Source organism: Streptomyces sp. NPDC021096 (assembly GCF_040641275.1).
Lineage (GTDB): Bacteria > Actinomycetota > Actinomycetes > Streptomycetales > Streptomycetaceae > Streptomyces.
The window spans coordinates 44,769-70,121 of record NZ_JBFADG010000029.1 but is presented as its reverse complement, the minus strand read 5'-3'; the positions used below and the strand labels follow the sequence as shown (position 1 = coordinate 70,121).

Sequence of the window (25,353 nt, the reverse complement as noted above, 5' to 3'; positions counted from 1 at the left end):
TAGACCTCATGGATGAGTGTGTGCAGCAGGCCGGTGAGCAGGTTCCGCTCGCGCAGCCGCTGTTTTCCGAGGCGGGCGCGGAACTCCCGGGCGGCGGCCGAGCGGTAGCGCAGCAGCTGCCAGGAGTCGTCGCCGCAGACGGCGGTGGCCATGCGGTGGTAGAGGTCGGCGTGGAGGATCTCGCCGCGGGCGCCGAAGTCCTCGTCGGTGATGCGCTGCAGGCTGTCGACGACGCGGTAGTGGGCGAGCTGCTCGGCGTCGCCGGGCAGCTCACGGGCCTTGAGGGTGATGCGGCAGGCCAGTCCGGAGACGCTGGCCGCCGAGTTGTTGGTCTGGGACCAGCTCTGGAAGAAGCGCTTGAGGTGCTCCGGGTCGTGCGGCTTCGACGTGAGGAGGACGAAGCTCTCCTCGATGGTCCGCAGGGCTTCCCTCTCCTCGGTGAATGCCGAGGAGAGGGAGGTGCGCAGGGGTCCGGCCGGCATCTCGTTCAGTACCGGCATGACAATATGCAGAAGAGTGGGATCGGTTGATGCGGCATTTCCGAGCGATACTGCGGAAGCCTGAGCCATCGGCTCTTCACCTCTTCACACGGGAGCTGGTCTTCGATATCGCTGGCATACGCACACATCAGCGTCCTCTTTTCGCCGCCGAACAGTCAAGGGAAATACCCACCGCATTCCGGCCAGTAGTGGTCCGGCCGACGATGCGGCTCGGCGGGCGGGAGCGCGCGGAGCGGGTGAAGGTGGACGCATGACAGGACAGACGAACGGCACCTCGCCCCTGCCCGACCCGGCACCGCCGCCGTTTCCGGACCCCGAGCCGGTCCCGCGGCCCGAGCCGCCGGAGCCCGGCCCCAGGCCGCTGCCGAAGCCGTCCCCGAGCCCCGCTCCGGACACGGCGGACTGAAGACTTCCGCCCTCGGCGCCGCTCCTTTGCCCCGTCGGAGTCACCGGGAGGAGTCGGAAGCGCCGGGCGCGATGTCGCGGGCCCGGTCACCCATCTGGTCCCAGAAGCGGCGCATGCCGGCCACCGGCACCTTGCGTTGCCAGGGTGCCTCGCGGCGGAAGCGCAGGAAGAGCCAGTCCCGCGGGCGCCAGGTGCGCAGCAGGTCGCCCTGGTGGAGGCAGAAGACCTCGCTGAACTCCAGACGCAGGTTCTCCGCCTTGGCGGGGTAGGGGCACATCTTCATGCGGCACTTGTCCGTGCAGTTGGACCCGGGCTGCGCGGTGCGTTCGACCGCGCGGACGGGATCGAGCCGGGCACGGTCGCAGCTGAGGCAGGAGGGAAGCCGGGTGTTTCCGGGGCAGTTGCGGTCGAGCAGGTGGAAGAGGTCCTTGGGGCGGTAGCCCCGTTCGCCGAGGATGGCGAGCAGGAGGACGTCCGCCAGGAGCTGCTGGGCGATGGGGTCGAGCGTGCTCCAGCCGGTGGAGGGCGGGATCCAGAGGTTGTGGGCGCGCTGTTCGCCGGGCGGACCGACCTCGGTGCCGACCTCGGAGGCGACGCCGGCCTCGTCGATCCACAGGAACCGCTCGGGGCGCCGGGTCTGCAGGGCGCGTACGGCCAGTTCGCCGGCGGCCTTGACGAGCGGGTGCTCCTCCTGGCCCTCGGGCAGTGCCAGCCACTCACGGACCATGGCCCGGGGGTCGGCGCCCTGGCCGCGGAGGGGCTGGGCCTCGGTGACGTCGTCGGGCAGGGCCCAGAGCGTCAGCGCGTGCAGGAGCGTCAGGCGCGTGTACCAGAAGGTGCTGCGCCGCAGCATGTCCTGGGCCTGTTTGACGAGGAACTGGCGGGCCTCGCGGTCGGCCCGCGGATCCGGCCGCTGGTTGGCGGCGTACTTGAAGCCCTGCGCCAGCGTCACGCCGAGTGCGAAGTGGGTGCCGGGGACGGCACCGTCCGGGGAGGAGGGCGTGCCGGTCGCCTCGGCCACCCACTTCTCCAGGTCGTCGCGGGGACTGCCGAGGTGCCGGGCCATCAGGGCCGAGCCGACGAGCATGGGCAGCACCCAGGCGCACAGGGTGGTGCGGTACCAGCTCTGCTTCTCCTTCAGTGCCTCGTTCTCGGCGTAGAGCTGTTCGAACCGCTGCCGCCTTCGGGTCAGTACCCGCAGCACGGCCCGCTGGTCCCGGTCCGCCCGGTCCGCCATCGGGGTCAGCTGCTCCATGTACGCCTCGGGGTCCTCGGGCGGCTTGTCCGGACGGTCGGTGCTCACCTCGAACTCGGAGTCGTGCAGGCTCGGGTAGACCTTCAGCGCTGTGTACGCCTTCTCTCCTCCGGCGCCTATCTCCTGCGCGATCGCCGCCCGCACCCGGTAGTCGGGTTCCTCGCTGCCGATCTCGAACAGCGTCCCGTACGCCGGCCGGCCGGTGGGGGCGACGGCCACCCGCCGCGCCGCCGCGCCGCACTGGCGTACGAGCGTCAGTTTCGCCTCCCGGAGCACCTCCGGGTCCTCGCCCCATCCGAAGGTCGCCCAGTGTCCCTTGATCTCGCGGAGGATCTCGTCCTGCGCCGGTGCGGCGTCCACGCTGTCGATCTCCACGGCGGTCCCGAAGATGTGCAGGGCCCTCAGGCGCGCACTGCCACGGGCGTCGTGGTCCCGGCGGGTGTCGCCGGCCGGCTCGTGCCCCTTGCTCAGCTCCTGGTTCCGGTCCGCGTCCCGCATCAGCTTCCCGGCCTCGGCCCGCAGGAAGTCGCGGACCGCGGAGACCGAACGCCGGGTGCAGGCCGACTGTCCGTCGTACCGCCACCGGCTGTCCAGGGAACGGGAGTACAGGGTGAGGGCGACGAGCAGCTCACGGCCGCCGCTGCGCAGCACCTCGGAGAACTGCTCGACCGTGAACGGCTCCGACGACCGCGGAGCGCTCAGGTCCAGACCGCTGGCCGGTGACTGCCGCACGGGGTTGTCGAGCATCCTGCCCAGGAAGCGGGAGCCGAGGTAGGCCTGCATGACGCTGTGCTGGAAGCGGGCCTTCCGGCCGTACTCGTGGACCAGTCCCATACGCGCGCCCCATGTCGCGGCGAGCCGCAGGTCGACCTTGGGGCCCTCCAGCCGCAGCTTGCCGGTGGTGGCGGACGGCCCGTTCCACCGGCCGCCGGCGGGACCCGACTGGCTCCGCAGGGCGTCGAGGGGCAGTCGCAGGGCGCCCATGTGCCAGTCCAGCTCCTGGGCGACGCGTTTGTTCCACTCGCGAACGACCGGCCGCGCCGCCCGCTCGCCGCCCGCACCGTCCGGGGCGCCGCCGACGCAGGGATCGAGCTCACAGAGGCCGACCTCCGCCCGGTCCGCGGCCAGACCGACGCACGCGAGGGCGGACATGTGGCAGACCACCGCCGCCCTGGTGTCCCGGTCGATGGGCAGCTCGGGGTGGACGTCACCGTCGACGAGCGCGTCGGTCCACCGCTCGAGGAGGTCGGCCCGCAGCTCCCAGGTGTCGTGCAGCATCGGATCGGTGGTCCCGCCCTCCGTCCACAGCGGCTCCAGGAGGTCCTGGCCGTGCAGGTCCCTGGCGATCTGCAGATAGATGGGGGACTCCGACATCCTGGCGACCTCCACCACACGGTCCAGGAGCATGAGGTCCGAGCGCCAGCTGCCGCTGCGGGCGATGTACTGCAGGGCGGCCTCGGCACTCAGCGGTTCGAGCTCCGTGATGGCCGCCTGCATCGCGCGCAGCGGGTCGTGCGGCCGGGAGGCGATGACCAGGGGAACCCCTTCCTCGCCCGCCTGGCGGATGGCCTTGCGGATGAGGTTGTCGCGCTGACCGCTGGCGTGGTCCTGGCTGAGGGCCTCCTCGAGGCCGTCGGCGAGGATCACGATCCGGTCGGCCCGCTGGCGCAGCCATCGCCAGATCTTGTCGACCTCGCCGTCGGACCGGACCACGGGCTGGACGATCTCGGTGAACCGGGCGCGCGCCAGTTCGCAGAAGTCCAGCTTGTCGCCCTGCGCGTCGCGCAGCCGTACGGGGATGGGTACGGCCCCCTTGGCGGCGAGCTTCTCCGCGAGCCGCACGAGCAGCGCCGTCTTGCCCGTGCCGACGCTGCCGACGACGATGTGGGGGCGCCGGGCCTTTCTGTCCCGCAGGTTGTTCATGATGGCGTTGCACAGCTGGTCGCGCCCGACGACCTCGTCCATGAGGCTGCCCGCCGTCTGCACGAAGGCGCTCGCGTCGGTCTTCGCCAGGTGTGTGCAGAACCTGCGGACCCGGCCGAGCCGCCAGGCCAGGAAGAGCACGCTCGAGACGGCCAGCAGGAGCACCGGCATCAGCACGCCGTTGGCCGCTCCGCACGAGGTACCGATGGCCTTGCAGCCCTTGTCGGGGTCGAAGCCCCACCAATGCACGGGTCTCCTGTAGAACAGCGCGACCACCAGGCCCCTGATCCCCCACACCGCCAGGGCGAACGCCAGCACGCTGGAGGCGACGATCCCCAGCGTCGTCCAGCCCGGGTTCCGCCACCGCCGCGCGTGGGTGATCCCCCGGTGCAGCAGCCACCAGGCCCGCGCACGTCTGATCCCGGTGCCGAGGGGGAGCCGCAGCCGTGCCGTCGTCTCCCGGAAGACGCCGCCCTCCGGCGGGCCGGTGACGATTCTGATCTTGGGCGGATGGAAGTCGTTCGCCATGCTGCCACCAGCTCCCGACGCCGTCGGGTTGTGGAACGGCCCGTACACCACGGCCGCGAACGGACGATCCCCCTCCTTCCACAGCTACCAGCCCTCTTCCGGCCCCGCCACTGGGCGGCGGTCTCCGTCCGAGGGCCGTTCCCGCCCACCATCGGCCACATGGAGCACGGAAGCCATGGGCGGGAGCGCTCGCGTCAGACGACCGTCTGATCGCCGTCGGGCACGTCCTGGACCGTCACCCGTGCCTGCCGCGGCAGGCCCAGACCCGCGGCCACCGCCCGCGCCAGGCCCTCGGGGTCGGGGCGCGTGGGGTAGGGGACGGCCTCTCCTTCGGCGTAGCTCTCGATGGCCTTGGTGAAGTAACTGGGGTGCCAGGCGCCCACGGCGCCCCGGACCTCGACGGCGGTGACGCGGCGGGCTCCGGCCCGGCGCGCGGCGGCGGCGAGGATCTCGTCCGACCGCAGTTCGCCCGGCACTTGGAACAAGCTGGCGTGGGCGCCGACCTTGGCGCCGCCGCACAGCCGGAGGGTGACGGTCAGACAGCTGGTCACGCTGGGGTAGAGGATCGCGCCGCCCGGCCCGGCCTCCCCCACCTGCCCTTCGGTGATACGGACGGGGCCGGCGGAGGCGGCGGAGGCCGCGGCGGCGGCAGCGGGCTGGACCGCGAAGGCGGCAGCGGCGACGAGCAGGGCCCGGCGGGAGGTTGAGGCGATGGGTATGGACATGCGCCCCACCCTCTCACCGTCCGCTGCGTCAGAGTGCCGGCGCGTCCGGTTCGAAGCGGCTGCGGACCGCGGTCTGCACCTCGGCCTCCTCGGCCGGATCGGCGGCCAGCCGGCGCAGCTGCTCGACGACGCGGGCGTCGGCGGTGGTCGCGTGGTGCGCGGCCAGCTCCCGGGTGGACTCCTCGCAGTCCCACAGGCATTCGACGGCGAACCCGGTGGCGAACGAGGGGTCCGTCGCGGCGAGGGCGCGCGCGGCGCGGCCGCGCAGGTGGGAGGAGGACGTCTCGCGGTAGACGTGGCGCAGGACGGGCGCGGCGCAGGTGATCGTCAGGCGGCCGGCGCCGTCGACCAGGTCCCACAGCACGGGGGCGTCGCAGCCCTCGCCGCGCACCGTCCGGCGCAGGGCGCCGAGGACGAGCGCCGCGTCGTACTGGGCGCCCCGGCAGGCGAGCATCCCGGCCGCGGCGGCGCCCAGGGCGTCGGCGCGGTGGATCCAGGCGCGGGCGCGCTCGAGGGCGGCCGTGCTGCGCATCCGTTCGAAGGCGGTGACGGCGGCCTCCGCGACCAGGTCGCCGGGGTCGTCGGCGGCGGCCTCGATGAGGTCGAGGGCCTGCGGGTCGTGGTGCTCGGCGAGGTAGCGCAGGGCGGTGGCGCGCGCGGCCTCCGGGCCGAAGGCGGCGGCCTCGATGATCTCCACGCGGTCCTCGGGGCCCGCGACCGCGGTGAGGCAGCGGGTGGCGGGGACGTGCCGGAGCTGGGTGGGGTACTGGGCGAGCCCCTCCTGGGCCCAGTCCAGGACCTCGCGCACGCTCCAGCCCGGCCGGGGGCCGGAGGGGCGCATCTGGCGCTGCCAGCGGTCGAAGGAGCCCTGTTCCTGAGCGGCGCGCACCCTGGCGGCGGTCACGGGGGCGCGCCGGTCCTCGGCCCACAGCCTCCAGGGCCGCGGCTCGAAGGCGTCGCGCACGGCCGCGGCGAGCGTGGATTCACCCTCGGGAGTGTGCGGGAACCTCGCCAGGACCGGGGCGGCGAGGGCCGTGAGGCCGGCGTCGTCGTCGCGCAGGGCCAGCTCGTCGAGGGCCCAGGCCCAGTTGCCGCCGGTGGCGGCGTAGCGGCGCAGCAGCAGGAGGGCGTCGTCGCGCCCGTAGGAGGCGAGGTGACCGAGGACGGCGAGGGCCAGGCCCGTGCGCTCCTCGGCGGTGTCGAGCAGGTCGTCCGGGTGGAAGAGGTGCTGTTCGATCTCGCCGAGTCCGCCGTCGAGGTCCAGGAACAGGCGCGCGTAGTAAAGGGAGCGGTTCTCCACCTGCCAGTCGCGCCGGGGGTCGTGCAGCACGCAGTGGTTCAGTGCCGCGAGCGCCTCGGCGCGCGGCGCCGCGAGGGCATGCAGCGTCCCGTCGCCGCGGCCTCGCTGAAGGAGGCCGAGCAGGGTGCCGCTGGGCGCTATGTCTGGATCGAACATGGGGTCAGCATCCGGTGCGGGGAGTCGGCTGGCAACGGGATTTCCGTCGTCCGGCATTCTTGCCGGTGTCCACCTGCGCTATGCCTGGTGAACTGTGGAAACTCGGGTTCTCCCTAGCGCCCGCAGCCTACCCGGAGCAGAGCATTCCGCCGAGCGGTGTCTGATTTGTCGCACTGTAGCCCGTGGCATATGCCGCGAGCACCACCGTATCGGGTATTGCAAAATCCCTTACAGGCCCTCGCTCACTGTGCAAGAGTCGTTACCGCAGTCCTACCCCGGCCGTTCCAGTGGACCCCGGATCCGGCCGCGCCCCGCCTGTATCGGAGTACGTGATGCCGTCCCCACTGTCCGCGGACCGTTCCGCCGCACAGCCGCCCGAGGGCGATCAGGTCGACGCCCTCATCTCGCAGGCCCGGCGGCTCAGAGGCGGCATCGACGCCGTGCGCCGCGAGACGGCGGCGGACGCGGAGCGCTCGGACGACCCCACGCTGCGCTGGCAGCGCGCCCTGTGCGAGCTCGCCGCCCACCACGTCGACAATCTCGGCGAGCACCTGGGACAGCTGCGCGAAGGGCTGGACGGACAGCCCCTGCCGCAGGGAACCGCGACCGCCACCCTGACCGCCGGGCCGCAGGAGGCGGGCCCGGACGGAAGCGGACAGGCGGGGCCGGGCGCCCCTGCGGGCCGGGTGGGCAGCGCGGAGTGGAATTTCCTGACCGACGAGGCGACCTGGTCCGAGGAGCTCTTCCTGCTCTTCGGGCGGCGGCCCGAGGACGGCCCGCTGACCCTCGACGAGCTCCCCTCCTGGCTGCTGGAGGAGGACCGGCACGTCCTGACCGCCATGGTCACCGACTGCCTGGTGGACGGAAGGCCGATCGACGGCGAGTTCCGCATCGTGCGCGGCGACGGCGCCGTGCGCACGGTGCACATGATGGGCGAGCCGGTGCTCGACTCCGACGGCTGCACGGCCTCGATGTGGGCCGTGCTCCGGGATGTCAGCGCACTGCGGCGCTGCCGGCAGGAGGTGCACGAGACCCGTGACTCGGCGCACCGGCTGCGGCAGATCGCGCAGACGGAGCACCGGCTTGCGGTCGAGCTGCAGGAAGCCGTGCTGCCACCGTGGCGCGGCTCCCTGCGGTTCCCGCCCGCCGGCCCGGCCGCACCCGCCGCCCAGGGCTTCGGCGGCGTCCTCGACCTCGCCGGGCACTACCTCCCCTCCTCGACCGGCGGCCTCGTCGGCGGCGACTGGTTCGACGCCATGGAGCTGCCCGGCGGCCGGACGCTGCTGACCGTCGGCGGCCTCACCGGGCACGGAGTGACCGCCACCTCCACCATGGCCATGCTGCTGGGCGCGGTCCGCGGCATGGCCGTCTCGGGGGCCGATCCGGGACCGCTGATGGGCTGGCTGAACCACCTCCTCGACGCCGCCGCGCAGCCTGCCCTGGGCAGCGCGGTCTGCTGCCGTTACGACCCCGCCTCCGGCGACCTCCTGTGGGCCCAGGCCGCCCACCCCGCCCCGGTGCTGTTCCGCGACGGGACGGCGGCCTCTCTGCGCCCCCCGGAGGGCGTGCTGCTCGGCGCCGTCACCGATGCCACCTACGCGCAGGCCGAGGAACGACTGCGCCCCGGTGACGTGCTCGTCCTCCACACCGAGGGGCTGGCCCCCCGGTCCGCCCTGGAGCGGCTGCCCGGGCTCGCGCCGCGCTTCGCCGCGGCCTCGGGTGCCCAGGAGTGCCTGAGGGCGGTGCTGGAGGAGTTCGGTGACAAGGACCGCGAGGACGACGCGTGCGTGCTGGTCGCCCGCATCGGTTCGTAGCGTCGGGACCGTAGCCCGGGGCTCCTCGGGCACGCGTGCCCGTCGGGTCCCGTGGTGCGGGGCGGGTCACGCAGGGGCGGCCTTGCCCTTGCCCGGCCCCTTGGGCAGCGCGCGCTGGATCTCCTCCCGCAGATTCTCGATCTTGGGATAGCCCGCATACGTGCTGCTCAGCCGGTACATCTCGCGCAGGCGGTCCCAGGTGCGGTGCGAGGAGGTCTCGCCGATCGTGCTCAGCGCCATCCGGGCGAAGGTGTCCGCCTGGTCCGGATCGTTGCCGAGGAAACAGGCCGACGCCATGGAGATGTAGTCGAGGATCATCGACCGCTGACGCTGGCCGCCCCTCAGATCCATCGCCCGCTTGGCGTGCCGCTGCGCGATGGCCGCGGCCGCGGGATCGTGCTCCGCGAGCGTGCGGTAGGACAGCGCCTGCATGCCGTGCAGATCCGCCTCGTCGAACATCTGCATCCAGCACGGCGGCGGCTCGTCGCCCTTGTCGGAGACGAAGAGCTCCTCGGCCTCGCCCAGGGTCCGCCGCATGGCCTGGCCCCGCCCCATGGAGGCCTGCGCCCAGGCCTCGATGGTGTAGAGCATGGCCCGGGTGCGGGGCAGGGCCTGCTCACCGGCGCCCGACTTGGCGAGCTTCATCAGGTCCAGCGCGTCGTCGGGGCGGCCCAGGTGGACCATCTGGCGGGCGGCCCTCGACAGGGCCTCCCCCGCACGGGGCCGGTCGCCGCCCTCACGGGCCGCGTGCGCGGCGATCACGAAGTACTTCTGTGCCGTCGGCTCCAGCCCCACGTCGTGGGACATCCATCCCGCGAGCACCGCGAGATTGGCGGCCACCCCCCACAGCCTGCGCTGCAGGTGCTCGGGATGGCGGTAGGAGAGCATGCCCCCCACCTCGTTGAGCTGGCCGACGACGGCCTTGCGCTGCAGCCCGCCGCCCCGGGAGGCGTCCCAGAGGCGGAAGACTTCGACCGAGCGCTCCAGGGCGTCGATCTCGAGGGAGCCCACGGGGGCCGCTTCGTAGCGGTCGAATCCGGCGGGGTCGGCATGGGCGGTGCCCAGGGGGTCGTCGAAGCGGGGAGCGTCGGAGGCGAGGACCGGATCGGAGTGCAGCCAGTCGTGCATCGCCCCGGTGATTGCTGATCCTGCGGCGAGCGCGGCGCCCGCGCCCACCAAGCCGCGTCGGTTGAGCATGAGGTCCATTCCCGTGAATTCGGTGAGGACCGCGGCGGTCCGCTCGGGTGGCCACGGCAGCCCGTCCTGCGACTGCCCCTTGCCGGCCCGCCGTCGCCGGCCGAACCCGAGGTCCTCAATGGTCACGACACGGCCGAGTCGCTCGGTGAAGAGGGCGGCCAGCACCTTGGGCACGGGATCCCGGGGGGATTCCCCCATGTCGATCCACCGCCGTACACGCGAGGTGTCGGTCGCCAGCTGCGGATGGCCCATGGCCGCCGCCTGCCGGTTCACTAGTCTCGCGAGCTCACCCTTGGACCAGCCGGTCAGGCCGAACAGGTCCGCCAGGCGGGCATTGGGTTCCCTCGTCACGTCAAGCCCCCAGGTTCCTCGGCTGACTTGAAGGTACTCGGGCCGTCATGGGCCAAGCGAGTATTCGCCAGGGTTCGCCAGGGTGCGCCACATGGTGTGCCACCCGCGCCCGGGTGTGATGTAGGAACGCGCACCCCCGGCCACCCGGCAGCCCGACCGCATTCCCCAGGGTGTACGACGGCCCGGGGACCGGGGAGCGCGGCAATTCGCCGACACGAAGGGATCTGTTCCGCCCATGTATGCAGCATCGACCTCCGTGTCCGCTCCGCCCCGGCCGCTCCGCCCCCAGCAGAGCGGCAGCGGACCGTACCTCGACCCCTCTCACGCCGTGGGGGCCGCATTCGGGGGCGGACGGGCGCGGAGGGCCCCGGGGCTCGGCGCCCAACCGCTCAGCGGGAGAATCGACTTGTCCGGCCCCCAGGGCGCGCAGCTGCGCACGGTGATCTCGTCGGTGCACCGCATCTGTCCCGAGTTCAACCCCGTCCAGGTCCTGCGACGAGGAGGGCGATCGGTCCTCCTGGTCGGAACGACAGGGCGCAGTACGGTCGTGGCGAAGTGTTTACTGGATCATTCGCCTGCGTGGGCCGAGCGATTCCGGCACGAAATAGCCACATATCGGGCGTTTGTGCGGCATCGCCCCCCGGTCCGGGTGCCCCGGCTGATCGCCGCCGATCCCGACAACTGCACGCTCGTCATCGAGCGGATGCCCGGGCGCCCCGCCGCGGTCCAGCGGCATCCGGTGGACACGCTGCCCCGCGCGGACGTCCGGGCGGCGCTCGGCGCGATCTGCCGGGTCAACCTCTGGCGGCCGCCGGCAGGGATGTTCGACATGCCGCTGGACTACGGCAAGCGAATCGCCCGCTATCACGAGCTCGGTCTGCTCACCGACCGTGACATGGGCGATCTGCAGAAACTGCTGCACGGTCTGGCGCATGTGCAGGGCCAGTTCTGCCATGGCGACGCGCTGCTGTCGAACGTCCTGCTCTCGCCCGCCGGACCGGTGCTGGTCGACTGGGACCACGCCGGCTGGTACCTCCCGGGGTACGACCTGGCGACGCTGTGGGCCATCCTCGGCGACGCCCCCGTGGCGCGCCGTCAGATCAGCCAGCTCGCCCAGGCCGCGGGGCCCACGTCCCGGGACGCCTTCCTGGTCAACCTGATGCTGGTGCTCACCCGGGAGATCAGGACGTACGAAACGGCCGTGCAGCGCGCGCTGCAGGAGCCCGCACCGTCCGGCACCACCCCCGAGTCCGGGGAGGAGCAGCGACTGCTGCTGCGCCGGCTGCACGACGACTGCGCCATGGCCCGCCGGGCCGTACGGGCCGCCGTCGGTACCCGCTGAACCGCACCGACCGACACGTCGTACCGCCGACTTGCGGCGTGTCGGTGCTCGCCCATACGGCCGAGCACCGCTCCGGTGCACCTGTCGACGCCCGCATCGGGAAACTCCCCGACGCGGGCGTTGACGTGTGCAACCCCATCACTCCAGTCTGATGAGCACCACTCCAGCCCGATTGACGGATCGTCTGATCGGCGGTGGCTCTTGGTAAGTTCGGTCGACAGACCTGATCGCGCACCCCTTCGTCGCCAGCGCCCGGCACGGCACGGCCCGTCCTGAGGAGGCCGCATTGCGAGGATCCGCACCGGAGTCACCACGGAACGCACCCCCTGCCGGCCGGCGAAGAAGCCGCCGCGCGCGGGCGACCGGCGCGATCGCATCGGCCGCCCTGCTGCTGCCGCTGATCTCGGCCGCTCCGGCCGCCACCGCCGAGCGCGTCGGCTCCGACACCCTGCAGCGCGAGTTCGCCGCCGCCGCGGCCACGTACCACGTGCCCGGCAATGTGCTGCTGGCCCTGTCCTATCTGGAGTCGCGCTGGGACACCCACGGCGGAGCCCCCAGCGTCACCGGCGGCTACGGCCCCATGCACCTCACCGACGCCGCCACGGCCCTGGCCGCCACCCCGCACCACAGCGAGCCCCGTGAGGACCCCCGGGGCGACCTCGCCCGGCCGCGGGCCACCACGCGGGCGGCCGCCCCCGCGCCCGCCACCCTCCCGGCACGGCTGCGCACCCTGGAGCGGGCGGCCGAGCTGACGGGGCTGTCCCCCAGGAAGCTGCGCGAGAGCACCGCCGCCAACGTCCAGGGCGGCGCCGCCCTCCTCGCCGCCGAGCAGAAACGACTGGGCCTGCCGCTGAGCGGCGACGCCGCCGACTGGTACGGCGCGGTGGCCGGCTACGCCGGCGCCTCCGACACGGCGACGGCCACCACCTTCGCGAACGACGTCTACGACGTGCTGCGCGGCGGTCAGCGGCGCACCACCGACAGCGGCCAGCAGGTCGCCCTGGCCCCGGCCCCGGGTCTGGCCCCGCGCACCGGGCAGCTGTGGCGGCTGGGGCTCACCCCGGCCCGGACCGACGGCGTCGAGTGCCCGGCCTCGGTGGCCTGCGAGTCGATCCCGGCCCCGTACCAGCAGCTGGAGGGCAAGGACTACGGCAACCACGACATCGCCGACCGGCCCGCCTCGCAGAAGGTCGACTTCATCGTCATCCATGACACCGAAGGGACATGGGAGACGACGATCAAGCTCATCAAGGACCCGGCGTACGTCTCCTGGAACTACACCATCCGTTCCGGCGACGGGCACATCGCCCAGCACGTCCGCACCAAGGACGTCGCCTGGCACGCGGGCAACTGGTACATCAACTCCAAGTCGGTCGGCATCGAGCACGAGGGCTTCCTGGCCCAGCCCGACGCCTGGTACACGGAGGCGATGTACCGCACCTCCGCCCGGCTGGTGCGGCACCTGGCGCAGAAGCTGGACGTCCCGCTGGACCGGCAGCACATCCTGGGCCACGACAACGTCCCGGGCACGACGCCGGCGACGATCCCGGGCATGCACACCGACCCGGGCCCGTTCTGGGACTGGGCGCACTACTTCGAGCTGATGGGCAAGCCCTTCCGTACGACGGGGAGCCCCTTCAGCGGGATGGTCACCATCGCTCCCGACTACGACGATCACGAGCCGGTCTACACCGGCTGCGTCAAGCCGGGCGATACGTGCGCGCCGCACGGCTCGGGCGCGGTCCGGCTGCACACGGCGCCCCGCGACGACGCCCCCCTGGTCAAGGACATCGGGCTGAAGCCGGACGGCAGTCCCTCGACGACCGGCGTCAACGACACCGGAGCCCGCGCCTCCACCGGACAGCAGTTCGCTGTCGCGGGCCGGGAGGGCGGCTGGACCGCGATCTGGTACCTGGGGCAGATGGCGTGGTTCCACAACCCGTGGTGGAACCCGACGGCCCTGGATGCGCACGGTCGGATGATCACGCCGAAGGAGGGCCTGAGCGAGATCCCGGTGTACGGGCGCGCCTACCCGGAGAAGGAGGCCTACCCCGCGGGCGTGCCGGTGCAGGCGGTGACGCCACTGCCGTACAAGCTCCGCGCCGGGCAGGCGTACGTCCTGGGTGCGACGTCGCCGGGTGAATATCTGTGGGCGGCCACGTTCGAGCCCGCGGGCCACAGGGTGGTCCGGGGCAAGGAGGTCTACTACGAGATCCAGTTCGGGCACCGGGTGGCCTTCGTGAAGGCCTCGGAGGTGACGGTCCGCCCCTCGAACTGGTAGGGGCGCCCGACGGCGGGAGCCCGGCGCGCCGCAGGGCGCGCCGGGCTCCGGTGCCGTCGTGGTCGGTGTGGTGCGGCGGCGGTCCTAGCCGGCCTGGAACATCTCCGCGGGGAGCGGCTTGAGCAGCTGGTAGAGGTCGTCGGTGATCGGCCGGTCCCAGCTGGCGATCGTGACGAGGACGCCGTCGCTGCGGTCGAACTGGGTGCAGGAGATCCGGCTCTCGGAGCACTTCAGCCGCCGCACGATCAGCAGATTGTCCTCGTGCATGACCGGCACGTCCTCGGTCTCCAGCACCTCGACCGGCTCGTCGTTGCCGAGCGCGGCCAGCAGCTGCGCCACCTCGAAGGGCGGCTGCCCCTCGCCGAGGTCCCGGGCCGGGGAGCCCTCGGGGAGGTTGCCGATGATCATCGCGGGGCCGCGTCCGCCGAACAGGTCGTAGCGGAGGAAGACGCCCTGGCAGCTTCCGTCGGGCGCGGGCAGCAGCCCGGCCCCGAGGTCACCCGGCCAGTCACCGGGGTCCATGGCGAGGACGTCGAAGTCCGGCCCGGTGGGGGTGGCGGCGCTGCGGCGGCGGAGGAACGACATGCCCACATCGTACGTGCCCGGCCCCGTGCCGTGCCCGCGGGGAACCCGTGTGGGCGGTGCGTGCCCGGGGTGAACCGGGAACGGGCGGGCAGCGGTCGAAAACGGGGCCGGAAGCGGTCCGCGCCGCCGTGGGGGGCGTGCCCGCTAGGTGAGGTCGAATTCTCCGTCGCGTGCGCTGAGCACGAAGGCCCGCCACTCCCCCGGGGAGAAGATCACGGCCGGCACATCGGGGTCGCGCCGGTCCCGCATGGCGATGTAGCCCTCGACGAAGGCGATCTGGACGTTGCCCCGCCTGCCGCGGCTGCTGGCCTGCCACCTGGCGGTGGCGAGGTCGAGCTCCGGCTTCGCGTCGCCTGCCAGTTGTTCGGTCGTGCTGTCCGCCACGTTCGCACTCCTCCCGGCTCGTCGTCGCCGCCCACACTAGCGAGCGAGGCCCCCGCCGCACAGGCCGCGCGGGCCTCAGGCGGTGGGCGGGGCGTCGCCCACCAGCCACATGGAGAAGAACTGTGCGCCGCCGCCGTAGGCGTGCCCCAGCGCCCGGCGTGCGCCGGGGATTTGGTGCTCCCCGGCCATGCCCCGGACCTGCAGGGCGGCCTCGGCGAAGCGCAGCATGCCGGAGGCGCCGATGGGGTTGGTGGACAGGACGCCGCCCGAGGGGTTGACGGGCAGGTCGCCGTCGGCCCGGGTGGCCCCGGACTCGGTGAGCTTCCAGCCCTCGCCCCCGTCGGCGAAGCCGAGGTTCTCCAGCCACATCGGCTCGTACCAGCTGAAGGGCACGTACATCTCGACGGCGTCGATCTCGCGGCGCGGGTCGGTGATGCCGGCCTGCCGGTAGACGTCGGCGGCGCAGTCCCGGCCGGCGCGCGGGGAGACGAAGTCCTTGCCGGGGAAGAGCGTGGGTTCGCTGCGCATGGCGCCGCCGTGCAGCCAGGCGGGCGGGTGCGGGGCGCGGGCGGCGCCGGCCCGGTCGGCGAGGACCATGGCGCAGGCCCCGTCCGAGGAGGGGCAGGTCTCGGAGTAGCGGACCGGGTCCCACAGCATGGGCGAGGAGCGCACCTTCTCCAGGGTGATGTCGTGTTCGTGGAGGTGGGCGTAGGGGTTCTTCAGGGCGTTGCGGCGGTCCTTGTAGGCGACGAGGGTGCCGGTGGTGGCGGGTGCGCCGCTGCGGCGGATGTAGGCCCGTATGTGTGGCGCGAAGAAGCCCCCGGCGCCGGCGAGGAGGGGCTGCTGGAAGGGGACGGGCAGCGACAGGCCCCACATGGCGTTGGACTCGGACTGCTTCTCGAAGGCGAGGGTGAGCACGGTGCGGTGGACGCGGGCCGCGACGAGGTTGGCGGCGACGAGGGCGGTGGAGCCGCCGACCGAGCCGGCGGTGTGCACGCGCAGCATCGGCTTGCCGACGGCGCCGAGCGCGTCGGCGAGGTAGAGCTCGGGCATCATGACGCCCTCGAAGAAGTCGGGGGCCTTGCCGATGACGACGGCTTCGATGTCGCTCCAGGTCAGTGCGGCGTCGGCGAGGGCGGCGAGGGCCGCCTCGCGGACGAGTCCGGCCAGGGAGACGTCGCGGCGTGCGGCGGCGTGCCGGGTCTGGCCGATGCCGACGACGGCGACGGGTTCCCGGTGAGCGGCGCTCATGCGCCCTCCCCTTCGAGTACGGCGACGAGGTTGTGCTGCAGGCAGGGTCCGGAGGTGGCGTGGGCCAGGGCGCGGTCGGAGGCTCCCCGGTGGATGCGGGCGGCCGCCTCGCCGAGCCGGATGAGGCCGGTGGCCATGACGGGGTCGGCGGCGAGCGCGCCGCCGGAGGGGTTGACGGTGACGGTGTCGTCGAGGCGCAGGGCCCTGCGCAGGACGACTTCCTGTGCGGTGAAGGGGGCGTGGATCTCCGCGGTGTCGACGGGTGCGTCGAAGGCTCCGGCGTGTTCGGCGGCCAGGCGTGTCGAGGGCGAGTCGGTGAGGTCGCGCAGGCCGGGTGCGTGCGCTTCGATGCGGTGGTCGATGCCGCGGATCCAGGCGGGCCGGTCGCACATGCGGCGGGCGGTGCCGGCGGCGGCCAGGACCACGGCTGCGGCGCCGTCGGTGACGGTGGAGCAGTCGCGCACGCGCAGCGGCTGTACGGCGTACGCGTCAGGGGCGGGCGATCGTTCTCCGGCGGCCGTGCGCCGGCGGGCGGCGAGGTCGGCGAGGTGGGCCTCGTCCGTGTGGCCGGCGTCGATGAGGGCCCGGGCCTGGAGGGCGGCCAGGGAGATGGAGTCGGGCCACAGGGGTGCGAGGTAGTAGGGGTCGAGCTGGCGGGTGAGGACGTCCGGCAGGGTGCCGGAGGTGGGTTTGGCGTGGGCGTAGACGAGGGCGGTGTCGGCCTGGCCGGTGAGGATGTTCACCCAGGCCTCGTACAGGGCCCAGGCTCCGTCCGTTTCGACGTGGGACTCGGAGACGGGCGGCCAGGCTCCCACGCCGTCGAGGGCGAGGGTGAAGGAGAAGGGGCGGCCGGCGAGGTAGTCGCTCGATCCGGAGCAGGTGAAGTCCGCTTCGCCGGGGGCGAGTCCGGCCTGGCCGAGGGCCTCGTGCAGGACCGGCAGCAGCATCTCGGTCTCGGAGAGTCCTGCCGTGGAGTGGTGCTCGCTGTGTGCGAAGGCGACGATCGCGACGTCCCGGTGCGTCACGGCGACTCCTTGTAGGTGTCGTAGGCGGCGTCGGGTTCGCCGGTGGGGCGGTAGTGGTCGGGGTAGCGGTCGCCTTCCTTCCATACGGGTTCCACGCGCAGTCCCATGCGCACCTGGTCGCAGGGGATGCCGGCGATGCGTCCGTGGAGGGCGAGGTCGGCGCCGTCGAGGGCGATGTGGGCGTAGACGTAGGGCACGTCGATGTGTGCGTCCTTGGCCTTGATGTTGACGACGCAGAAGGTGGTGACCGTGCCGCGGGGGCCGACCTCGACCTGTTCGGTGGTGGCGACGCCGCAGGTGGGGCAGGCGCCGCGGGGCGGTACGCAGACCTTGCGGCAGGAGGGGCAGCGCTCGCCGAGGGTCCGGTGGCGGGCGAGGGCGTTCAGGTGGCGGCTCTGGGCGCGGCCGGGGGTGTAGGTGTAGTCGAGGCGGGCGGGGGCCGTGATGCCGGTGACGGGTTCGGGGAACTCGCCGCTGTGGGCGCGGGCGTGGCCGGCGGCGGCGGTTGCGCAGGGTTCGAAGCAGGCGATGTCGGTGATCGCTCCTTCGCGCCGGGCGGCCCAGCGGATGCGGACCCGCATGCCGGTGCGGACGGCCTGGGGGCCGTCCGCGTCCAGGGCGTGCAGCAGGGCGGTGTCGGCGCCGTCGAGCCGTACCAGTGCCCAGGCGAAGGGGTGCGGCAGGGGCTGGCGGGGGCGGGGTGAGCCGTTCCAGGCCCAGGTGGTGACCTTGCCGGTGGTGGCGACCTCGACGAGGTCGCGGATCTCCTCGGCGGTGACCGGGTCGTATTCGACGGGCGGTACGAGCACCCGGCCGTCGCGGGTGCGGACGCCCAGCACGGTGCGTTCGCGCAGGCCGGTGAGGAAGGCGCTCTGCACGGGGCCGAGGGAGCGGGTGAAGGGGAAGGAGACGACGAGGGGGGCGGTGAGGTTCTCCGGCATCGGCGTGCGTCCTCAATCTCTCGGTCGCTTGGCTCGGGTCGCCGGCTGTCAGGCGCGTCGGTAGACGGGGGGCCGTTTCTCGGCGAAGGCGCGGGCGCCCTCCTTCGCGTCGTCGGTGTCGAAGACGGGCCTGCCGCGTTCGAGTTCGAGCGCGAGGGCCTCTGTTTCGCTCAGGCCGGCGGTGTCGTGGACGCTGGCCTTGACGGCTTCGACGGCGAGGGGGCCGTTGGCGTTGACGAGTGCGGCCGTCTCCAGGGCGGCCTCCAGGGCGGTGCCGTCCGCAACGACGCGCCCGATCAGTCCGATGCGCTCGGCTTCGGCGGCGGTGTACGGACGCCCGGTGAGCAGCATCTCCAGGGCGTGGGTGCGGGGGATCTGCCGGGGCAGGCGGACCGTGGAGCCGCCGATGGGGAAGAGGCCGCGCCGCACTTCGAAGAGGCCGAAGGTGGCGCCGCGGCCGGCGATGCGGATGTCGGTGCCCTGGAGGATCTCGGTGCCGCCGGCCACGCAGGGGCCCTCGACGGCGGCGATGACGGGCTTGCGCGGCCGGTAGTGGCGGAGCATGGCCTTCCAGTGCAGGTCGGGGTCGGCCCGGAACCGCTCGCGCACGGGGTCGTCGTCCGGTGCGCGCGCGGCCAGTGCCTTGAGGTCCATGCCGGAGCAGAACGCGCCGCCCGCGCCGGTCAGGACGACCGAGCGGATGGTGTCGTCGGCGTCCGCCCGCAGCCAGCCGTCGTGGAGGGCGGCCAGCATCGGCAGCGACAGCGCGTTCTTCGCCTCGGGCCGGTCGAGGGTGAGTACGAGCGTGGCGCCGGAGCGCTCCACGGTGAGGTGTTCGGTACCGCCCATGGCAGTCCTCCCGTCGTGAGACCCCCAACAGCGTGCAGGAGGCGGGGGTGCGGTTCAATAGCTTTCTGACAACCCGTCAGATTTCTTGGGTCCGGGGCTTCCCCCCTCCGCGCGGCGGCGCTGTAATGACCGCCGTGGACTACAACCTCGCGGATCTCTTCGAGTCGGTCGTCGACACGGTGCCCGCCCGGGAGGCCCTGGTCCACCGCGACCTCCCGGGCGGCGGCACCGAGCGCAGGCTGACGTACGCGCGGCTGGACGCCGCCGCCAACCGGCTGGCCCACCACTTCCTCGACAGCGGCATCGGCCCGGGCGAGCACGTGGGCCTCCACCTCTACAACGGCGTCGAGTACCTCCAGGCCCTCTTCGCCTGCCTGAAGGTCCGGGCCGTGCCGGTCAACGTCAACTACCGCTATGTCGAGGACGAACTCGCCTACCTCTACCGCGACGCCGACCTGGCGGCGCTCGTCTACGACGCCGGCTTCACGGACCGCGTGAGCGCCGCACTGCCCCGGGCGGAGCGGCTGCGCCACCTCGTGCGGGTGGGAACCCCGCCGCCGGGCGCCGCGACGCCGCGTGTGACCCCCGTCCCCCTCGAGGAGGCCGAGGCGGCGGGCTCCCCCGCGCGCGACTTCGCCCCGCGCTCCGGCGACGACCGGTTCCTGATCTACACGGGCGGCACCACCGGCATGCCCAAGGGGGTGGTGTGGCGGCAGGAGGACCTCTTCTTCTCGGGGCTGGGCGGCGGGGCACCGACCGGCAGAGCTGTCGAGCGGCCCGAGGAGCTGGCCGAGCGGGTCGCGGCGGGCGGCGAGGGCCTGGTCTTCTTCCCCACCGCGCCGCTGATGCACGGCACGTCCACGCTCACCGCCCTCATCGCCTTCAACTTCGGGCAGAAGGTCGTCCTGCACAGCAGGTTCGCGCCCGAGGAGGTCCTGCGGACCATGGCGCGCGAGCGGGTCAGCAGCCTCTCGCTGGTCGGGGACGCGATGCTGCGCCCGCTGGTGGACGCCCTGGCCGGACCGCTGCGGGACACCGACTGCTCCTCCCTGCTCAGCGTCAGCAGTTCGGGCGCCGTCCTGTCGGAGACCGTGCGCGCGCAGTTCGCCGCGCTGCTGCCGAAGGTGCGACTGCTGAACAACTTCGGCTCCTCGGAGTCGGGCTTCAACGGCACCGCCACCGAGGACTCCGGGCCGGAGCGCGGCTTCCGGCTGCGCGTCAACGACCGTACGGCGGTGGTCGACCCCCTCACCCACCGTCCGGTCCCGCCCGGCGCGACGGGCCGGATCGCCCAGCGCGGCCATGTGCCGCTCGGCTACTACAACGATCCGCGCAAGAGCGCCGAGACGTTCTTCCTGCTGGGGGGCGAGCGCTGGGTGCTGCTCGGCGACCTGGCGACGGCCGGCGAGGACGGCGTGATCACCGTCCTGGGCAGGGGCTCGCAGTGCATCAACACCGGCGGCGAGAAGGTGTTCCCCGAGGAGGTCGAGCAGGCGCTGAAGGCGCATCCGGCGGTGTACGACGCGCTCGTGGCGGGCGTCCCGGACGCCCGCTGGGGCCAGCGCGTCGCGGCGGTCGTCCAGCCCCGCGAGGGCGCGGCCCCGCCCACCCTGGACGTTCTGCAGGCCCACTGCCGGGCCCGCCTCGCGGGCTACAAGGTGCCGCGCTCGGTGGTCCTCACCGACCGCATCCAGCGCTCCCCCAGCGGCAAGGCGGACTACCGCTGGGCGCGCACAGTGGCGGCGGGCGGCGGTTGACGCGCCGACGCTCGCTCCGGGAGCCCGGCGGGCCCGGTCGGCTCGTCAGGCCGTCGCGGCGAGGAATTCCTCCACGGCCGCCCGGAATTCCCGCGGGCGGGCCGTGTGGACGAGATGGCCCGCGCCCTCGACCGTCACGAGGCGGCAGTCGGGAATCCGCTCGGCCGCGGCGGCGATGAGCTCCTGCGGGAGATGGCTGGTCGTACCACCCGCGACGACCAGCGTCGGCGCCGTGAAGGACGCCAGCTCCGCCCACCAGCGGGGATCGGGCGCGTTGCGCTGCGCGGTGAGCTGCTCCTTGACGGCCCAGTCGAAGCCGAGCGGGCCCGCGGGCCGCTCCGGCACGACGAGCGGCGGATCCGCGGGTACCAGGGGCGGCACGTCCTCGAGCACCAGCCGCCCGACCCGGGCGGGGGCCGCCGCGGTCACCAGCTGGGCCACGGCGCCGCCGAGCGAATGGCCCATCAGCGTCACGCGCGCCAGGCCGAGGGCGGCGAGGAAGCCGGTCACGTCGTCGCGCATGCGCGGCAGCGCGTACTCCCCCGGCCAGTCGCTTCCCCCGTGTCCGCGCAGGTCGGGCGCGTACACCCGGTGGCCACCCAGGGCCAGCCAGGAGGCCACCTCGGCCCAGTCCGAGCCGTCCTCGCCGAGGCAGTGCAGCAGCACCGCGGGCGGGCCGTCCGCGGGGCCCCAGGTCCGGTACGTCAGCCGCACTCCGTCAACCCGCACCTCTTCGAGATCACCCATGAGGGGAAGGCTAGCGAGCCGGGACCTCTTGACGCCCGCCATCGAGGGCGAAAATACTTGATCCAGCGAATCTACCGAACGATCGGTCGGGGAGCGGGGCGACTCATGACGGGCACTCAGGACCACGGGGACCACCGGGACGGGCTGGACGCGGCGGAGCGGATGCCGCGGGAGGAGCTGACCGCGCTGCAGCTGACCCGGCTGCGCACCACGCTGCGGCACGCCTACGACAACGTCCCCTTCTACCGCCGCTCGTTCGACGCCGCCGGACTGCGCCCCGAGGACTGCCGCACCCTCGCCGACCTCGCCCGCTTCCCCTTCACCACGAAGGCCGATCTGCGCGAGCAGTACCCCTTCGGCATGTTCGCCGTGGACCGCTCGCGGGTGCGGCGCCTGCACGCCTCCAGCGGCACCACCGGCACGCCGACCGTCGTCGGCTACACCGAGCGCGACCTGGACCTGTGGGCCGGCGTCGTGGCCCGCTCACTGCGCGCGGCCGGCTGCCGCCCCGGCGACACGGTCCATGTGGCGTACGGATACGGGCTGTTCACCGGCGGACTGGGCGCGCACTACGGCGCCGAGCGGCTGGGCTGCACGGTGATTCCCGCGTCCGGCGGAATGACCGAGCGGCAGGTACGGATCATCCAGGACCTCCGCCCCCGGGTCATCATGGTCACGCCCACGTACATGCTGACGTTGCTCGACGAGTTCGAGCGGCAGGGCGTCGACCCGCGCGGCACCTCCCTCAAGGTGGGCGTCTTCGGCGCCGAGCCCTGGACCGAGGCGATGCGCCAGGAGATCGAGGAGCGCTGCGCCATCGACGCCGTCGACATATACGGCCTGTCGGAGGTGATCGGCCCCGGCGTGGCGCAGGAGTGCGTGGAGACCAAGGACGGGCCGCACATCTGGGAGGACCACTTCTTCCCCGAGATCGTCGACCCGGTCACCGGGCAGGCCCTGCCCGACGGCGCGCACGGCGAGCTGGTCCTGACCTCGCTCACCAAGGAGGCCATGCCCGTGATCCGGTACCGCACCCGCGACCTGACGCGGCTGTTGCCGGGCACGGCCCGCGCCTTCCGCCGGATGGAGCGGATCACCGGCCGGGCCGACGACATGCTCATCGTGCGGGGCGTCAACCTCTTCCCGTCTCAGATCGAGGAGATCGTGCTGCATGTCCCGGGCCTCGCCCCGCACTTCCAGCTGCGGCTGACGCGCGAGGGACGGATGGACCGGCTCACCGTGCGCGCCGAGGCGCGCCAGGAGGCGACGGCCGCTCAACGCGAGGCGGCGGCGCAGGAGACGGCCCGGCGGGTGAAGGAGGGCATCGGGGTCTCGGTGACCGTCGAGGTCGTGGACCCGCAGACCCTCGAGCGGTCCATGGGCAAGCTCAGGCGCGTCGTGGACGAACGGCCCCGCGAGACGGCGGCCCGCCGATCCAGATAAGCGGTACACCCGATTCCGGGGGCGGCCCCGAACACGCGGACGGATACTGAGACCCTCTTGGCGCACCTGCGTCACACAGTCAACCGTTTGCTCCCTTTTATCAATTGATGGGGGACCACGTTGCACCTACGTCACCGCTTACGCGCGCTGACGGTCGGCGGCCTCGCGCTGCTGACCGGCGCCACCGCCCTGCCCGCCGCGGCCACCGCCGCACCGGAGCGCGGGCACCGCCCGTCCGGGGGCGGCCTCTCCGCCGTCATCCGCTACACCGAGTACGGAATCCCGCACATCGTCGGCAAGGACTACGCGAACCTCGGGTTCGGCCAGGGCTGGGCCCAGGCCGCCGACCAGGTCTGCGTGCTCGCCGACGGCTTCGTCACCCTGCGCGGGGAGCGCTCGCGCACCTTCGGCGCCGACCGCAAGCCCGACGGGTCCCTGTCCGAGGCCGGCGACAACCTCTCCAGCGACCTCTTCTTCCGTGGCATCAACGACGCGAGGACGGTGGAGAAGCTCCTCGAGCAGCCCGCCCCCGCCGGGCCGGGCAAGCAGTCCAAGGAGCTGATGCGCGGCTGGGCCGCGGGCTACAACGCCTGGCTGCGCCAGAACCGGATCAACGACCCCGCCTGCAAGGGCGCCGGCTGGGTGCGCCCCGTCACCGCCCTCGACGTGGCCCGGCGCGGCTACGCCATCACCGTGCTGGGCGGCCAGGGCATGGCGGCCGACGGCATCACCGGGGCCCACCCGACCACCGGGGCCGGGCCGAAGCCGGGCGCGAAGGACCTCGCGGCCGCCGCCCGCAAGGTCTTCGACCGCCAGAACGCCGACATGGGGTCCAACGCGGTCGCCTTCGCCGGCTCCACCACCGCCGACGGCCGCGGCCTGCTGCTCGGCAACCCGCACTACCCGTGGGCCGGCGGCCGCCGCTTCTGGCAGTCACAGCTGACCGTTCCCGGCGAGCTGAACGTGGCGGGCGGCTCGCTGCTCGGCCTCCCGATGATCTCCATCGGCCACAACGCCGACATCGCCTGGAGCCACACCGTCTCCACCGGCGTGCCCCTGAGCCTCTACGAACTCAAGACCGCGCCCTCGGACCCGTACTCCTATCTGGTGGACGGCAGACCGGAGAAGATGACCAAGCGCACGGTCACCGTCCCGGTGCGGGGCAAGGACGGCCGCGTCTCGGACGTCACCCGCACGCAGTGGCACACCCGCTACGGCCCCGTCCTCACCTCGCTGACCGCCGAGCTGCCGCTGCCCTGGACCGCCGCGTCGGTGTTCGTCCTGGTCGACCCCAACGCCGCCAACCTGCGCTTCGGCGAGTCCTCGCTGGGGCTGAGCAAGGCCCGCAGCGTCCAGGACGTCCGGGACGTGCTGCGCCGCACCCAGGGACTGCCCTGGGTCAACACCATCGCCGCCGACTCCAGGGGCCACAGCCTCTACACCCAGTCGCAGGTCCTGCCGCGCGTCACCGACGAGCTGGCCGCGCGCTGCTCCACGCCGCTGGGCCGGCAGACCCTGCCGGCCGGCGGCCTGGCCGTCCTGGACGGCTCGCGCGGCGCATGCGCGCTGGGCAAGGACGCCGACGCCGCACAGCCCGGCATCTTCGGCCCGTCCGCCATGCCGACGCTCGTCGACGCCCCGTACGCCGAGAACTCCAACGAAAGCCCCTGGCTGGCCAACGCGGACCGGCCCCTCACCGGCTACCCGCGGATCTTCGGGGACATCGCCACCCAGCGCGGCCTGCGCACCCGGGGCTCCATAGAGGGCGTCGCCGCCATGGCCGAGCGCGGCAAGCTGACGGTGGACGATCTGCAGAAGCTGCAGTTCTCCAACCGGGCTCCGGCCGGCGACCTCGCCGCCGAGGACGCCGCCAAGGCCTGCGCCGCGCTGCCGTCAGGCACCGCCCGGGGCAGCGACGGCAAGCCCGTCGACGTCTCGGCCGCGTGCGGAGTGCTGGCCGCCTGGGACCGCACGGTCGGCACCGGCAGCAAGGGAGCGCTGCTCTTCGACCGGTTCTGGCGCAGGCTCGTCGACGACGAGGCCATACCGGCCGACCAGCTGTGGCGCGTGCCCTTCTCCGCCGCATCACCGGTGAAGACCCCGAACACCCTCAACACCGGCCACCCGGGCTTCGCCCGCGCGCTGGCGGACACCGTCCGCGAGCTGCGGTCGGCGGACATCGCGCTCGACGCACCGCTGGGCAAGCACCAGTTCGTCACGCGGAACGGCAAGCGGATAGCGATACCGGGCGGCACGAACGCGCTCGGCATCTGGAACATCATCGAGGCGCGCGGCTGGAACGCCGCCCGCGGCGGCTACTCGGACGTGGGCGTGGGCTCCAGCTACATCCAGGCCGTCGGCTTCGACGGCAGCGGCTGCCCCGTGGCCCGTACGCTGCTGACCTACTCGCAGTCCTCCAACTCCGCGTCGCCGCACTACAGCGACCAGACCGAGCTGTTCTCGGCCGGGCGCATGGTGCGGGGCCGGTTCTGCGAGAAGGACATCATGGCGTCGCCCAAGCTGAAGGTGGTGCGGGTCGGCGAGCGCTGAGCGCTGACCCCGCATGCGTGGGGGCGCACCGCGCGAGCCGCGC

Annotated in this window: 19 protein-coding genes; 7 read left to right on the top strand and 12 right to left on the bottom strand. The window is 73.0% G+C overall.

Going from position 1 to position 25,353, the window contains the following annotated elements; translation table 11 throughout:
• The coding region (locus AB0G59_RS26100; RefSeq protein ID WP_360916233.1) for a hypothetical protein at nucleotides 1-500 on the bottom strand (500 nt) is incomplete at its 3' end.
• A 250-nt stretch (nucleotides 501-750) separates the two neighbouring features.
• Here AB0G59_RS26100 and AB0G59_RS26095 point away from each other — a divergent pair.
• Nucleotides 751-906: a hypothetical protein gene (locus AB0G59_RS26095; RefSeq protein WP_177338577.1), complete on the top strand. Its 156-nt coding sequence runs from the start codon at nucleotides 751-753 to the stop codon at nucleotides 904-906.
• A gap of 40 nt (nucleotides 907-946) precedes the next feature.
• On the opposite strand, the gene AB0G59_RS26090 is transcribed toward AB0G59_RS26095, so the two are convergent.
• The 3 genes from AB0G59_RS26090 to AB0G59_RS26080 form a co-directional block, all read right to left on the bottom strand.
• Nucleotides 947-4,612: an NACHT domain-containing protein gene (locus AB0G59_RS26090; protein ID WP_360916229.1), complete on the bottom strand. Its 3,666-nt coding sequence runs from the start codon at nucleotides 4,610-4,612 to the stop codon at nucleotides 947-949.
• A gap of 194 nt (nucleotides 4,613-4,806) precedes the next feature.
• A complete protein-coding gene (locus AB0G59_RS26085; RefSeq protein ID WP_360916226.1) occupies nucleotides 4,807-5,337 on the bottom strand; it encodes a hypothetical protein in 531 nt (176 codons plus the stop codon).
• Nucleotides 5,338-5,365: 28 nt separating this feature from the next.
• Complete coding sequence (locus AB0G59_RS26080; protein ID WP_360916223.1) at nucleotides 5,366-6,793, bottom strand: HEAT repeat domain-containing protein; 1,428 nt, start codon at nucleotides 6,791-6,793, stop codon at nucleotides 5,366-5,368.
• Between the two features lie 332 nt (nucleotides 6,794-7,125).
• On the opposite strand from AB0G59_RS26080, the gene AB0G59_RS26075 reads away from it, so the two are divergent.
• The gene (locus AB0G59_RS26075; RefSeq protein ID WP_360916220.1) at nucleotides 7,126-8,607 is read left to right on the top strand and encodes a SpoIIE family protein phosphatase; all 1,482 of its coding nucleotides are present in this window, start codon (nucleotides 7,126-7,128) and stop codon (nucleotides 8,605-8,607) included.
• A 66-nt stretch (nucleotides 8,608-8,673) separates the two neighbouring features.
• Here AB0G59_RS26075 and AB0G59_RS26070 read toward each other — a convergent pair whose 3' ends face one another.
• Nucleotides 8,674-10,155: a hypothetical protein gene (locus tag AB0G59_RS26070; RefSeq protein ID WP_360916217.1), complete on the bottom strand. Its 1,482-nt coding sequence runs from the start codon at nucleotides 10,153-10,155 to the stop codon at nucleotides 8,674-8,676.
• Nucleotides 10,156-10,390: 235 nt separating this feature from the next.
• On the opposite strand from AB0G59_RS26070, the gene AB0G59_RS26065 reads away from it, so the two are divergent.
• Nucleotides 10,391-11,497: an aminoglycoside phosphotransferase family protein gene (locus AB0G59_RS26065; RefSeq protein ID WP_360916214.1), complete on the top strand. Its 1,107-nt coding sequence runs from the start codon at nucleotides 10,391-10,393 to the stop codon at nucleotides 11,495-11,497.
• 286 nt (nucleotides 11,498-11,783) lie between these two features.
• Nucleotides 11,784-13,778, top strand: coding sequence for an N-acetylmuramoyl-L-alanine amidase (locus AB0G59_RS26060; protein WP_360916212.1), 1,995 nt, complete (start codon nucleotides 11,784-11,786; stop codon nucleotides 13,776-13,778).
• Between the two features lie 84 nt (nucleotides 13,779-13,862).
• On the opposite strand, the gene AB0G59_RS26055 is transcribed toward AB0G59_RS26060, so the two are convergent.
• From AB0G59_RS26055 to AB0G59_RS26030, 6 genes are all read right to left on the bottom strand, one after another.
• Nucleotides 13,863-14,363 carry a hypothetical protein gene (locus AB0G59_RS26055; protein ID WP_071966991.1) on the bottom strand — a complete coding sequence of 167 codons (501 nt, stop codon included), beginning with the start codon at nucleotides 14,361-14,363 and terminating at the stop codon, nucleotides 13,863-13,865.
• A 144-nt stretch (nucleotides 14,364-14,507) separates the two neighbouring features.
• Nucleotides 14,508-14,747, bottom strand: coding sequence for a DUF397 domain-containing protein (locus AB0G59_RS26050; RefSeq protein ID WP_071966867.1), 240 nt, complete (start codon nucleotides 14,745-14,747; stop codon nucleotides 14,508-14,510).
• A 75-nt stretch (nucleotides 14,748-14,822) separates the two neighbouring features.
• Complete coding sequence (locus AB0G59_RS26045) at nucleotides 14,823-15,998, bottom strand: thiolase domain-containing protein (RefSeq protein WP_360916207.1); 1,176 nt, start codon at nucleotides 15,996-15,998, stop codon at nucleotides 14,823-14,825.
• Nucleotides 15,995-17,023, bottom strand: a complete 1,029-nt coding sequence (locus tag AB0G59_RS26040) for a lipid-transfer protein (protein WP_360916204.1) — start codon at nucleotides 17,021-17,023, stop codon at nucleotides 15,995-15,997. Before AB0G59_RS26040 ends, AB0G59_RS26045 begins: the two co-directional genes overlap by 4 nt.
• Complete coding sequence (locus tag AB0G59_RS26035) at nucleotides 17,020-17,964, bottom strand: OB-fold domain-containing protein (RefSeq protein ID WP_360916201.1); 945 nt, start codon at nucleotides 17,962-17,964, stop codon at nucleotides 17,020-17,022. Before AB0G59_RS26035 ends, AB0G59_RS26040 begins: the two co-directional genes overlap by 4 nt.
• A gap of 48 nt (nucleotides 17,965-18,012) precedes the next feature.
• Nucleotides 18,013-18,813, bottom strand: a complete 801-nt coding sequence (locus AB0G59_RS26030) for a crotonase/enoyl-CoA hydratase family protein (protein ID WP_360916198.1) — start codon at nucleotides 18,811-18,813, stop codon at nucleotides 18,013-18,015.
• 134 nt (nucleotides 18,814-18,947) lie between these two features.
• On the opposite strand from AB0G59_RS26030, the gene AB0G59_RS26025 reads away from it, so the two are divergent.
• A complete protein-coding gene (locus AB0G59_RS26025; protein ID WP_360916195.1) occupies nucleotides 18,948-20,570 on the top strand; it encodes an acyl-CoA synthetase in 1,623 nt (540 codons plus the stop codon).
• A gap of 45 nt (nucleotides 20,571-20,615) precedes the next feature.
• On the opposite strand, the gene AB0G59_RS26020 is transcribed toward AB0G59_RS26025, so the two are convergent.
• Nucleotides 20,616-21,317, bottom strand: a complete 702-nt coding sequence (locus AB0G59_RS26020; RefSeq protein WP_360916192.1) for an alpha/beta hydrolase — start codon at nucleotides 21,315-21,317, stop codon at nucleotides 20,616-20,618.
• 105 nt (nucleotides 21,318-21,422) lie between these two features.
• Between AB0G59_RS26020 and paaK the strand changes: the two genes are divergently transcribed.
• Entirely contained in the window at nucleotides 21,423-22,760 is a 1,338-nt protein-coding gene (paaK, locus tag AB0G59_RS26015) for a phenylacetate--CoA ligase PaaK (protein ID WP_360916189.1), read from the top strand.
• A gap of 120 nt (nucleotides 22,761-22,880) precedes the next feature.
• A complete protein-coding gene (locus AB0G59_RS26010; RefSeq protein ID WP_360916186.1) occupies nucleotides 22,881-25,310 on the top strand; it encodes a penicillin acylase family protein in 2,430 nt (809 codons plus the stop codon).
• Nucleotides 25,311-25,353 lie beyond the last annotated feature (43 nt).